Annotated in this window: 7 protein-coding genes; 3 read left to right on the forward strand and 4 right to left on the reverse strand. The window is 69.5% G+C overall.

What is annotated here, in order from left to right:
- Positions 1-21: 21 nt before the first annotated feature.
- Complete coding sequence (locus tag ACFU5M_RS03980; protein WP_379043289.1) at positions 22-3,201, forward strand: AAA family ATPase; 3,180 nt, start codon at positions 22-24, stop codon at positions 3,199-3,201.
- Between the two features lie 51 nt (positions 3,202-3,252).
- On the opposite strand, the gene ACFU5M_RS03985 is transcribed toward ACFU5M_RS03980, so the two are convergent.
- A complete protein-coding gene (locus ACFU5M_RS03985; protein WP_245548824.1) occupies positions 3,253-3,564 on the reverse strand; it encodes a DUF4254 domain-containing protein in 312 nt (103 codons plus the stop codon).
- Between the two features lie 358 nt (positions 3,565-3,922).
- Between ACFU5M_RS03985 and ACFU5M_RS03990 the strand changes: the two genes are divergently transcribed.
- Together ACFU5M_RS03990 and ACFU5M_RS03995 are read left to right on the forward strand one after the other, a co-directional pair.
- A complete protein-coding gene (locus ACFU5M_RS03990) occupies positions 3,923-4,726 on the forward strand; it encodes a GntR family transcriptional regulator (protein ID WP_379043293.1) in 804 nt (267 codons plus the stop codon).
- A 3-nt stretch (positions 4,727-4,729) separates the two neighbouring features.
- On the forward strand, positions 4,730-5,335 hold the full coding sequence (locus tag ACFU5M_RS03995) for a GNAT family N-acetyltransferase (protein ID WP_379043296.1): 606 nt from the start codon (positions 4,730-4,732) through the stop codon (positions 5,333-5,335).
- A gap of 161 nt (positions 5,336-5,496) precedes the next feature.
- Here ACFU5M_RS03995 and eccCa read toward each other — a convergent pair whose 3' ends face one another.
- The 3 genes from eccCa to eccD are packed head-to-tail and all read right to left on the reverse strand — an operon-like array spanning position 5,497 to position 12,453.
- The gene (gene eccCa / locus ACFU5M_RS04000; RefSeq protein WP_379043299.1) at positions 5,497-9,567 is read right to left on the reverse strand and encodes a type VII secretion protein EccCa; all 4,071 of its coding nucleotides are present in this window, start codon (positions 9,565-9,567) and stop codon (positions 5,497-5,499) included.
- 46 nt (positions 9,568-9,613) lie between these two features.
- Entirely contained in the window at positions 9,614-10,996 is a 1,383-nt protein-coding gene (gene mycP, locus ACFU5M_RS04005) for a type VII secretion-associated serine protease mycosin (RefSeq protein WP_379043302.1), read from the reverse strand.
- 26 nt (positions 10,997-11,022) lie between these two features.
- Positions 11,023-12,453: a type VII secretion integral membrane protein EccD gene (gene eccD / locus ACFU5M_RS04010; protein ID WP_379043305.1), complete on the reverse strand. Its 1,431-nt coding sequence runs from the start codon at positions 12,451-12,453 to the stop codon at positions 11,023-11,025.
- Positions 12,454-12,711: the final 258 nt, after the last annotated feature.

The raw sequence follows: 12,711 nt of genomic DNA on the forward strand, positions 1-12,711 counted from the left end.
GAGCGGCAGCGAGGCGCAGTCGTGAGCCGTAGCAATGACGGCCTGCCCATGCTGCCGCCGTGGCTGTCGGAGAGCGAAGTCGGCCAGAGCGGCTACGAAGCGCCGGTACAGAATCTTCCGCAAGACGATCTCATCGAGGAAACCACCAACCGCAGGCGCGGCCGTTTCAAGAACCGCGCGCCCGAGGCGGACCGCCCGGATGCCGCACGCCCGGAGAAGCGCCGCAAGGGCTGGCGACGCGACAAGAACGACGGGCCCGCCGCCGAGGAACAGCGGCAGAGCGAGGTGGGCCGCCCGCCCGCGCCGGTCCCGGACGAGCCCGCGCCGGCTCAGCTCCCACCAGAGGTTTGGCAGCAGCCCGGCTACGCCACCACCCCGCCGGTGCAGGAAAACTCCTGGCAGGCGCCGCCCCAGCCCGACCACATCCCACAGCGCGACAACACTCCACAGCACAGCCTGCCCACCCGCAACCCCTCGCAGCCCTCCCCCGGTTTCCAGCCGCTGGGCAGTAGGGCCGCGAACCCGCCCGTATCGAACGACCAGCCGACGCACCGGCCGCCCGAAAGACCGGATCTCCCGCCACCACCGCCGCGCCCATCGGCCGACGAGCAGCCCGGTCGGGCGCCGAACGACGACCCCGTCCGGCCCTCGCGCGGCGAGAGCGCGCCCGGCCAGGTCACCGGCGGCCGACCCCCGCTCGGACCGCAGAACGGCGGATGGCCGTCCACCGGCAACCCTCGGCTCGACGCCGCGCTGTCGGCGGTGCGGCCGAGTCATTGGCCCACCTCGGCACCGACCGGCCAGGCCGCCGCACCGGTGGCCCCGGCCGAGCCCGCGCGGCCGGTCGGCGAGCCCAGGGAGATACCGCCGTCCGGCCCCGATCAGACGTGGCCGACCGGTAACCAGCCGACCGCTCCGACCGTCGGCGACCCATCCGCTCCCCCGTCCCGGGGCGGATACCCGTCCGACCCGGACCCCGCGGCATCGCAGAGCGGGTACTCGCCGACGCCGACGAGCGTGCGACCCACGCCACCGCCCACCGTCGACCCGGCGATGCCACCCACCGGCTACAGCCCGGTCGAGCAGGCGCACGACCAGAACACCGCCGCTCTGCCGAGTTCGAGCGCGCCGCCGGTTCAGCTCCCGACGACATCGTCGGGTGGCCCCACTCCGGGCGCGAGCGACACCGCGCCGCAGATCGATGCCCACCAGACGCTCTCAGATGATCGTCAGGTGCCGGCACCGCAGGCCGCCCAAGCCGGGCCCACCGCCGTGACGCCGGACGGACCGCCGCCCTGGCTCGCCGCGCCGCGGCCCGAGCAGGCCGGGACATCCGCGACGGACGCACCCCGCCGTCTTCCACCGCTGCCCGATCCGCCCGCGCCGCACGAGCGTCCACACGACGGCGGGGCCGGCACGCCCGCGATGGCTCCGGCGCACGACGAGCACCGGCCGACGCGCGGTACGGACGGCCCGCCACCCTGGCTCGGTCACACCGCATCGGACCAGACCGGTTTCCCGCCCGCGCCGAACGAGATCGCCGCACAGGCCGACAGCGTGACGCGGGAACACCACCTGCCCGCCGGTTCCCCACCGGCAGCAGCGCACCAAGGGCCCGCGGATCACGGCGCTACGGAACCCTTCATCGCTCCGTCCGCGACCGTCCCGCACGCCGGACAGGGCGGGGCCGTCCCGGTTTCGCCCGCACCTCGAAGCGCCTCCGCGCCTGTCTCCGCCCCTGCGCCGGAAACCGCCGCGCGGCCGGATCCGGCCGGGTGGGTGAACACGACTGGTACGCAAAGCGATCCGGGCGTCTCGACACCGAGCTGGACCAATGCGACGGAAGCCGGTCCGGCGTCGGCGCGACCCGTCGCCGGTGGCGGGCGGCACCGGATGTCCGCCGAGTCCAACGACCCAACGGCTGCGCAGGCATCGGTCGAACAAGCACCGAGAATCGACCAGCAGCCGGTTCCGCAGCACCATCCGGAGACGGCTCACAACGCGGGCGGCCCGCACCCGGCGAGCGGTGTACCCGCCGGTGGGCCGACGCGGTTCGCGAGTGGTCAGACGCCGGGTTTCCCACCTCCGGCCCCTGTCGACCAGTGGGGCAATGCCGCCGCACCGTCTCCTGCGCCTGAATCGGGTGCGGTAGGACCGCATTCCGCGCCACCGCAGTATCACGTCGCTGGGCAACCCGCACCGCAGCCCGGACAGTGGGGCACGCCGCCGGGTTATCCGCAGCCGCCCGCGCCGCCCCCGGGCGCGCCGTTCCAGCAACCTTCGCTGGACAATGTGCCGCTACGCCGGGCCAAGAAGGCGCCGGGATCGGGGTGGCGCAAGGCGGTGCACCACGTGTCCGGCGGCTCGATCAACCCCGGCATGTCCGCCGAGGAACGCAGACTCCAGGAACTGGTCGCGCGGATCAGGCAGCCTGTCCGCGGCGACTACCGGATCGCGGTGCTCTCGCTCAAGGGTGGTGTCGGAAAGACCACCACCACCATGGGTATCGGCTCCATCTTCGCCTCCATCCGGGGCGACCGCGTGATCGCGGTGGACGCCAATCCCGACTTCGGCACACTGTCGCAGCGGGTGCCACTGCAGACCAGGTCCACCGTGCGCGACCTGCTCCTCGATTCGTCCATCCAGCGCTATTCGGATGTGCGCAGGCACACCTCGCAGGCCACGAGCCGCCTGGAAGTGCTGGCCAGCGAACGCGATCCGGCCGCATCGGAGGCCTTCAGCGAAGACGAGTACCGCGCGGTCGCCCGGATCCTGCAGCGGTTCTACAACATCATCCTCACCGACTGCGGTACCGGACTCATGCATTCGGCCATGGCCGGTGTACTGGACCTGGCGCACTCGCTGGTGCTGATCTCCTCCCCCGCCATCGACGGAGCGCGCAGCGCCGCAGCGACTTTGGACTGGTTGTCGCTGCACGGCCACGACCACTTGGTGCGCAACGCGGTGGTGGTGATCAACTCCCCGCGGGCCGGATCGCCGAATGTCGGTATCCAGCAGCTACGGGAGTACTTCCTGTCCCGGTGCCGTGCGGTGCACGTCATCCCGTTCGACCCGCACATGTCCGAGGGCGCGGAGATCGATCTGCACCGGCTGCACAAGCAGACCAAGCGGGCCTACGTCGAGCTGGCCGCGACCGTCGCGGACGACTTCGCCACCGATCACCGTCATCACCACCCCTGACACCCGCCGGGCCGTGGCCCGGCGGGCAAGAAGGGCGAACGGATCAGCCGCTCACCACTCGGGCAGACGCCGCCTGCCCGCCATGACGTCGCGCACCAGATCGTCGTAGGCGTCCGCGAGTTCGGCGAGATGATGCCACGCGTTGTGCAACAGCTCGTCGTGGGCGTTCAGAGTCATCAACGCGTGGTGCGCGCGCACCGACGATTCGGCGAGGCGATCGATCACCGCGCCCACCGTTTCGGTGTGCAGCGTGGCGCCGAGCCGATGCTGCGGCACGCTGCGCATCACCCAGTCGTCGATCGCCATCACCAATTCGACTCTGCGACGCTCGATTTCGCGGATCACCGCGACGGCGGTATCCACCGATCCACCGCGGCCGACCAGGCGGCGCTCATGTAGCACTGCCAGATCACGAGCGAACCACAAGAGCGGGCCACCGACTACCCGGTGCCCGCGACACGCCCGAACCAATAGGTCGGACGTGGGAAGCAATCCCGATGCCGAAGAGCGCACCGAAGGATCGACACACCTCGATGTGCCGGGGAGGGCCATTACGACCGTTGTATCCGAACCTGCCACGTTGCCTCGCCGTCATCGCCGCACAACACCGGATCAGGACTTCATTACAATAAACCTCTGAAGGCACCTGTCAAGCGTTACCCGGCCGTAGGGAGTCACGAAGAGTACACTTCGTTACCTGCATGACCAACCGAGGAGCAAGATGGCGGACGGTCCGACGTATCACCGGATCGCAGACCTCCTCCGCGAGGAGATCCGCGCAGCGAAGTGGAAACCGGGCGAGCGACTGCCCAGTCATTCCGAGCTTGCCGATCAGATGCAGGTCTCGATAACCACCGCTCGCAATGCGATCCAGGTGCTGGTGACCGAAAATCTGGTCTACACAGCTACTTCCCGCGGCACGATCGTTCGAAACCAAGAAGTTCTGGAATCCGTGGTCACCGACTCTATCCGTCCCGACCGGCCGCAGACCCCGCACGACATCTTCGAGGAGATCGCGCGGGCCGCGAGCCGGGAACCGTCGAAGGAGTTCAGCGCGAAGATGGAGCCGGCCAGCCCCGAAGTCGCGACTTGGCTGGGTGTACCGCCCGATTCCTGGGTGCTGGCCAGGACGGTGGTCCAGTATCTCGACCACGAACCGTGGTCCTGGGAGGTCAGCTTCTATCCGCGGGAGCTGGCCGAGGCCACCGGAATCGACTCCCCGCACGATATTCCGGAGGGCACCACCCGCCGCCTCGCCGACCGGGGGCATGCCGAGACCGCGCACCGCGACACCCTCGTCGCACGGCCGGCCAGTGCGGAGGAAGCCTTGGTGCTCGGCGTCGCCACCGGCACCATCCTGCTCGACCACCTGCGTATCGGCGCCACCCACGAGCGGGTCACGCGCGCCACGCGGCATCGCTCACTGGCGACCGGCAATCGCCTCGCCTACGAACTCGGCGACGCCGAAGGCACCGCGGTCATCCGGACCACGCTGGCCAATCCGCCCGGGTCCGTTTCGGCTTAGCCCATGACGATCGCGCTGCGCCAGGCAACAATAGGAGATCTCGGCATGATCTGCCGCCTGCGCGTGCAGCGCACGGCGTGGCTCACCGCGCGCGGTTCCGACCAGTGGACGGTCGCCGGACGCGGCCTGCCCATCGAGATCTTCGCGCGCGCCGTCGGATGCTCGCTGGACGCCGGCGAGACCTGGATCGCCGAGATCGCGGGCGAGCCCGCGGGAACCATCACGGTCAACAACCGCGCCGACGCCGGGCTGTGGTCGCGGTGGGAACTCGACGGCGCGGTGATCGTCCATTTCATGATCGTGGACCTGCGATTCGCGGGTCATCGCGTCGGTCACCGGATGCTCGCCCATGCCGGAATGCTCGCTCGCCACCAGCAACGTGAGTGGGTTCGGCTGGACGCCTGGACCACCAATACCGACCTGCACGACTACTACCGCTCGGCGGGGTTCCGCTTGGCGCGTATCGCGGGGCCGCTCGCGCTGGGACCGTCCCGCGCGCTGTTCGAGCGACGGGTCGACAGCTGGGACGACGAACTACCGGTGCCGGTCCCGGCAGTCGCGCATGCGGCCCCTTCGGCGTTCTCGCACACCCCATTGCCGAACAACTGACTCGAAGCGCGCACGGGCGGCGCGCATGCGGTCCGAGTCTTCGCGAGCTACCCACTACAGGAGAAGAAGACGGTTCGGACCGACCGCGGTGCGTCCGTGGCGGGCCGCCCGGTGCGCGCCGGAGGTATACGGCGCGCGACGGGTTTCCACGGTGGGACCGATCAGACCGGCGGCAGATGCGCGATGTGCACCATCTCGATACCTTTGCTGCGCGAGACCAGGGTTCCGCGGCCGGGAGGCAATTTGCTCGGCCGTACGTCGCCCATCAGCTTGCCCTCGTCCCGCGACCCGCTCATGATCAACGTCTCCACCGACATGTTCTTCATGGTGCCGAGAATCGGGTCGTAGAGCGCCCGCGAGACTCCGCCGCTGCGGCGCGTGACGACCAGATGCATGCCGATATCGCGGGCCTGCGGCAGGTATTCCAGCAGCGGCGCGAACGGATTCATGCCGGTGCCGGTGGCCACCATGTCGTAGTCGTCGACCACGATGTAGATCTCCGGGCCGCTCCACCAACTGCGTTCGCGCAGTTGCTGCGGGGTGATGTCCGAACCGGGAATCCGCTTGGCCAGATACCCGGCCACCTCCTGGATCATCGGACCACAGGTTTGCGAGGAAGTGGAGTATCCGGCCAAGTGGTCGCCCTCGACCACGCCGAGCATGGTCCGGCGGTAGTCGACCATGATGATCCTGGCCTGCTCGGTGGTGGACTGCTCGACCACCCCCATCACGATGTTGCGCAGCAGTGTGGTCTTGCCGCATTCCACGTCCGCGAACGCCATGAAATGCGGTTCGGCGCCGAAATCCAGCACCAGCGGCTGCAATTCGGCCTCGCCGAGACCGACGACGACCCGGGTGGGGCTCAACTCGATGCCTTGGGCCTTCGCCGAGGCCATCAGCTCGTCCCTGCCGAAGCGCAGCGGCAGCATGCGCACTTCCGGTGCACGACTGCTCGGGTACTGCTGCTCGAGTTCGGCCCGCGCTCGCGCGACACCTTCGGCCATACTGCCGGGCTCGGAATCGGAATCCAGGCGCGGCAGGGCGATCAACATGTGCAGCTGGTCGGGGGTCAGACCGCGCCCGGGACGGCCGACCGGAACCTGATGCGCGGTGCGCCTGCCCATCTCCGAGTCCGACGGATCGCCGAGCCGCAGCTCGATGCGGGTGCCGATCTGATCTTTGACCACCGGACGGATCTCGGCCCAGCGCGCGGCGCCGATCATCAGGTGGATGCCGAACGACAAACCCTGCGCCGCGATGGCGTTGATCTGCGGCTCCAGCATGTCGAATTCTTCGCGGATCGCGGCCCAGCCGTCGATCACCAGGAAGACGTCGCCGAACTTGTCGTCGGCCAAGGGGTCGGAAGGCCCGGCCGCGCCGTCCGGAACGCGCTGTCCCGCACCGAATCTGCGTCGCCGGAACTCGGCCATCGACTCGATGCCGAGGGCGGCGAACCGCTCCTCGCGCTGACGCAGGAGCGTGGTGAGTTCGGCGATGGTGCGGCGCACCCGGTCACCGTCGAGGCGGCCCGCCACCGAACCCACGTGCGGCACGCCGGACAGGCCGGCCATGCTTCCGCCACCGAAGTCCAGGCAGTAGAACTGCGCCTGTTCGGGGGTGTGCGTGGCCGCGGTCGCCAGGATGATGGTGCGCAAGGTCGTCGACTTGCCGGACTGCGGGCCGCCGACCACCGCGACATTGCCCTGTGCGCCGGCCAGATTGATGGTGAGCACGTCGCGCCGCTGCTCGTATGGCTTGTCGATGACGCCGATCGGCATCCACAACTGTCCGTGCCGGTTGACCGGGGAACGCCAGTCCGGGTCCGGCAGCAGCATGTCCACCGTGGGGGATTCGTCCAGTGGCGGCAACCACACCTCGTGCGCCGGGCGGCCGTGCCCGGTGAGCCGCTTGACTACCACGTCGAGCAGCGTGTCCGGGATGCCCTCGTCGGCGCCGGGCACGCCCCCGACGGCCGACGGTGGCGGCGGCAGCTCCAGCAGCGGGTTCGACGGCGCCGCCTCGGCCTCGGTGTCGATCGGCTCGGGCGATTCCACCGGTGCGGCGGTGAACAAGGCGGGCCGATGGCCGGCGACCGGACTGCCGTCCTCGCCGGTCACCGTTCCCTGCGGCGCGACGTACGGGCCGGACACGTAACTGGCGTTGAACCGCAACGGATCCGACGCATCGCTCTTCAGATACCCGGAACCGGGCACGCTCGGCAGGTGATAGGCGTCGGTGATGCCGAGCACCGCCCGCGATTCGTTCGCCGAGAACGTGCGCAGGCCGATGCGGTAGGACAGATGCGACTCCAGCCCGCGCAGCTTGTTCTCCTCCAGGCGCTGCGAGGCCAGCAGCAGGTGCACGTGCAGTGACCGGCCCAACCGGCCGATCATCACGAACAGTTCGGCGAAGTCCGGCTTCTGCGAGAGCAATTCGGAGAACTCGTCGACCACGATGAACAGCGCGGGCAGTGGGTCGAGCGGTACGCCCGCGGCGCGCGCCTTCTCGTAGTCGGTGACGTTGGCGTAGTTGCCCGCCGAGCGCAGCAATTCCTGGCGGCGGTTCATCTCGCCGGCGAGCGCGTCCTTCATGCGGTCGACCAGCGACAGTTCCTCTTCCAGGTTGGTGATCACCGCGGCGACGTGCGGCAGCGAGTCCAGGCCGAGGAAGGTCGCGCCGCCCTTGAAGTCGACCAGCACCAGGTTCAGCGCGTCCGGCGAATGTGTGGTGACCAGCGAAAGCACCAAGGTACGAAGAAATTCGGACTTTCCGGAGCCGGTGGCGCCGATGCACAGGCCGTGCGGGCCCATGCCGTTCTCGGCCGATTCCTTGATGTCGATCTCCACCGGCGTGCCGTCGGGGGTGATGCCGATCGGCACCCGCAGCCGCTCCCGGCCGGTGCGCGGACGCCACACCCTCGCCGGATCGATCTGAGCGGCGTCCGGGATCTTCAGCAGCGCCATCAGTCCCGGGTCGGTTGTGGTTCCCTCACCGAGACTGACGATCTGCGCCGCCGTCGCGAGCCGGTACCTGGCCAGCGAGCGGGCGAAGGACTCGGCCTCGGCCGTGCTCACCTCGTCGGCGGTGGCGAACTTCTCCACTCCGGCCGCACTGCGCGCGGCCACCTCGCCGTCGGCGGCGACCAGTTGCAGTCCGCGCCGCGCCGCGAGACCGCCCTCCGGCGCGGTGAGGTCCAGCACGGTCACCGAATCCAGGCCCGATTCGCTGACCAGCCGTTCGCTGCCGCTGACGTAGCCGTCATCGATGACGACCACCAGGTGCAGCCTCCCCTGGGTCGGCTGGGGGTTGCGCATGAACCGGCCGCGCTCGAGCAGCTCGGCCGCCAACGCCGTCTCCAGCTCGCCGAGCGAGTGGTACATCATCCGGGCCGAGCCCATGCCGTCGCGCTGCGTGGGATGTTGCAGCTGCGGCAGCCATTTCGCCCAGGACCAGGCCGGGCCGTCCGGGTCCGAGCAGACGATCGCGATCGCGAGATGGTCGGGACCGTGGAAGGCGGCCAGCTCCATCAGCATGGCCCGCACCAGCATGTGCGCGTCCGCGCTCGGGCCGCTGATGTTGATGGCGGGAAACGCGCGCAACGACACGGCGGTCGGCAAGCGGTGCACCACCGAGTGGGTGCGCACGAAGCGGCGCAGCGCCACGGTGGACACCGGTTCCAGATCCTCCAGCGGGCCCGTCTCCGGACGGGCCAGTTTGGTGGCCAGCCGATGACTGCCCACCCCGACGCGCACGTGCCCGAAGTCGGGATCGTTCGGCCTGCGCTCCCACATCCGCCTGGTACCGATCAGGGAGGGCAGGTCGGCCGGTTCGGGATGACTCCATCGGAGCGTCTCCAGTTGCTTGCCGCCGGTGCGACGCACCTCCTTGCGGACCTGATCCAGGTAGCGGAAATAGTCCTTGCGTTCCTCGTTGAGCTCGACCGCGCGTTTGGGCCCGCCACCCCGGAAGCCGGCCATCATGCCGACCATCGACATGAGCATCATCATCGGGAACATCATCGTCAACGGATTGGCCAGCAGGTTGCGGCCCATCATCGCCATCATCGCGATCATGCCGACCACCGCGACCACCATGACGATCGGCATCAGCTTCATCATCAGCGGCGCGGGCAGCGCGCGTGCGATCTCCGGTGGAGCGGTCAGCGCCACCTCGCCGCCGGGTGCCCGGGGCGGTGCGATGCGGGGGCGGCGCACAAAGCCTTCGGTAGCCATGGTTCCTTCGTTCGGTCGGCGGCGAGCGGTGGATATGTCGCTCGCGCTACGGATCGAATTCCGCGTTCAGGTCCGGCCCGGACCGGCGGAACGGGATCGCTACCGCGATACCGATGGCGAGGCAGGCCAGGCAGAGGATGGAGCCGACGACGGCGATCCGGCGCGGCCGCGGGTCCGGGCCCGGCGCGAGCACCGGCGCGGCGACAGCGCGCGCGGTGTCGGCACCCACGCTCACCGGCTTCTCCGGCAGTTGCGCGGTCAGCGCCGCGAGCGGATCGATCAGGCCGTGCCCGATCCGGTCGTCGCGTCCGGTGCCCGGTCCGTGCGCGGTGCGGATGATGCGGTCCATCACCTGCTGTGCGGTGAGTTCCGGGAAACGTGCCCGCACCAGCGCGGCCAGCCCGGCCACGTAGGGTGCCGCGAAGCTGGTGCCTTCCACGGCCCTGATCCCCTCGGTGGTCTGCACGCCGTCGACCAGCCCGGTGGCGCCGGGTTTGCTGTCCAGCGACACGATATTGCGGCCGATCGCCGCGACGGCCACCCATGGGCCGTGCAGCGACAGCTCGGACACCTGGCCCGTCGAATCCACCGAGCCCACCGAGAGCACGTAGGGCGTGAACCAGGCCGGGCTCGCGACGGTGGTCACCGAACTCCACCCGGAGCCCTCGTTCTGTTTCGAGCACGCGCCGTCGGGTTGCAGGTTGCCCGCGGCCGCGACCACGACGACGTTGCGGTCGTAGGCGTACTTCACCGCCGCGCCGAGCGAGCCGTCGGCGGTGTCCGATCCCGCTGCGGTGCAAGCGACTTCGGAGATGTTGACGACGGTGGCGCCGAGATCGACGGCGCGGACGACGGCCGCCGCCAGCGTGAGCACGCTGCCGTAGCCGTCGCTGCTGATCTTGCCCGGCGGATCGTCCCGGCCCCGGTCCTTCGGTTCGTAGGCCAGGCTCAGCTGCCGGATGGTGAGCAGGTCCGCATCGGGCGCGACACCCGCGAAGGCGTCGCCGGGACTCGGTTGCGCCGCGATGATTCCGGCGACCAGGGTGCCGTGACCGTCACAGTCGGCCGTTCCGTCGCCGTCGGAGACGAAATCACCACCCGGTTGCAGCGAGCGCAGCCGCGGGTGCGGATTCACCCCGGTATCGATGACGGCCACCTTCTGCCCGGCGCCGCGGCTGAACTGCCACGCCGACGGTAGATCCAGCACTCGTTGCGCCATCGGGGGTTCGCTGGGCGGAGCACCGGTGAGCAGCGGTTCGGCGCACATGGCGCGCTGTTCGGTCGGCTCCAGTGGCGCGGGCCGCACGCTCAAACCCTGTGCGACGCCGAGTGCGCCGGGATCGACCGCGGGCGGGGAGATCGCCTGCGCGCTCGGCCAGGGCGTGCCGACTCCGGCACCGACAACCGTTGCGGCGCAGACTATCCGCATGATCCTCCGGCGGAAGGCGCTGCTGGTCATATGTTCCGGGCCATCGAGTAGACGTTCATCACCCACAACACCAGGGGAATCACCGACACGATCAGCAAGTACTCGAAGATCTCGATCATCCGCCTGGTCACCGGGGTGACCTCGATGTGCGGACCGATCACCCCGAAGCCGATCACACCGGCCGCGAACGCGAGCAACACGCCCGCCGCGAGCAGGGTGTACTCCGAGTCGCCCACGGCGAACCCGACGGTCAGCGCGACGGAGGTCAGGCACCCGCCCGCGATCATCGTCGCGGCCTGGGTGAGATCGGCGAACGAGCGGCCGCGCAGCGCGAGGATGATCGCGGTTACGACGGCAAGCGTGATCCCTTGCCAGCGCGCCGAACTCAGCGGATCGGCCACGCCGAACGCGCCGATGACAGCGCTCACGGTGCACGCCGCGATCAGGCCGGACTGGAACTGATTGGCGGCGCGGGCACGTACCCCGAGTCCGGCCGCCGAGGGCAGTGCGCTGGCGCCGATGACGCCGATGCCCTCGATGGTCGGTCGCGGCTCGTGGTCGGCCGGGTCGATCGCGCCACCCGCGGTCGGGACCGGCGGAATCGGCAGCCGCGCGAGCACCGCCGCCAGCCGCGGCACCGCCGAGATGATCGCGATGCCCGCCACCAGCAGACCGGCCGACAACTTCGGCAGGCCCGGATGCCAGATCAGGTAGATCGCCGCGGCGATGCCCGCGATGACGGCAAGCGCTGCGGCGCAGGAGAACAGCGTCGCGCCGATGCCGGTCACCCGGTAGCCCACCAGCGCCGCGATCAGCAGCACCGAACTGCCCAGCAGCAGATGGGGACTGCCGAGCGTCCCCGGCACCAGCAGCGCGGCGCCGCCGAACAGCAGCAGCAGTCCGTCCAGCGACAACCAGGTCGCGATCACCGCGTCGGTGTACCGGTGTGCCGCGATGCCCGCCGCGACGAATGCCGCGATGCCTGCGCCGAGCAGAGCGAAAGCGGGAGCGAGCGGATCGCCGTTCCCGCGCGAAATCACCAGCACGGCCAGCGCCACGAGCACGGTCAGCGCCGACACGACCAGCCCCATCCAGCGGGCGGCCAGACCGGACCAGCTCTGGAATTCCTCTGTGGTCAGTCGCGAGACCGCGTCGATGACGTCATCGAACAGCGCGGGCGATTCCTTCGCGGCGACCGACCGCAGCACCAGCAGTTCACCGTCGTAGACCTCGGCCTCGGTGAGCGTGCGGCTCGGCGCGATCGCCTCCCGGCCGAGCCGGGCCAGCGTCCAGTGCCGCGCGTCCAGCGGCGCCGACTCCTCCTCGGTCTCGGGCCGCTCCGGGTTGCGCGATTCGATCAGCGCCACCAGATCGCCGATGAAGGTGGCGATCGGCACGGTGGCCGGGAGTCCGACATCGACCTGAGTGTTTCCACCGATGACCGAAACTCGGCTCAAAACGGGCTCGGTGGCACGTGTACCGCTCGCCGACTCGATCAACGGCAACCATCCCCCGCCCTCATCCGGAACAATGAATCACACATCGACAACATTTGCTGGAACACGTCCTGAGTGAACGACTTCACCACTCGTCAAGCACTTCTACACATAGCCGACTCTTGCGTTGCGACCTCCCGGCAGCTGAACCTAATGTAACGGACGCACCGGGCCCCGCGCGATCGGTAGTCTGGTATCCAGATGAACGTCTCTACTACG

It is taken from the genome of Nocardia sp. NPDC057455, from assembly GCF_042802775.1.
Classification (GTDB): domain Bacteria; phylum Actinomycetota; class Actinomycetes; order Mycobacteriales; family Mycobacteriaceae; genus Nocardia.

What these genes read in the sequence shown, in the direction of transcription:
- ACFU5M_RS03990 (WP_379043293.1), top strand. Translation starts at nt 3,923, where the DNA reads ATGGCGGACGGTCCGACGTATCACCGGATCGCAGACCTCCTCCGCGAG.
- ACFU5M_RS03995 (WP_379043296.1), top strand. Translation starts at nt 4,730, where the DNA reads ATGACGATCGCGCTGCGCCAGGCAACAATAGGAGATCTCGGCATGATC.
- eccCa (WP_379043299.1), bottom strand. Translation starts at nt 9,567, where the DNA reads ATGGCTACCGAAGGCTTTGTGCGCCGCCCCCGCATCGCACCGCCCCGG.
- mycP (WP_379043302.1), bottom strand. Translation starts at nt 10,996, where the DNA reads ATGCGGATAGTCTGCGCCGCAACGGTTGTCGGTGCCGGAGTCGGCACG.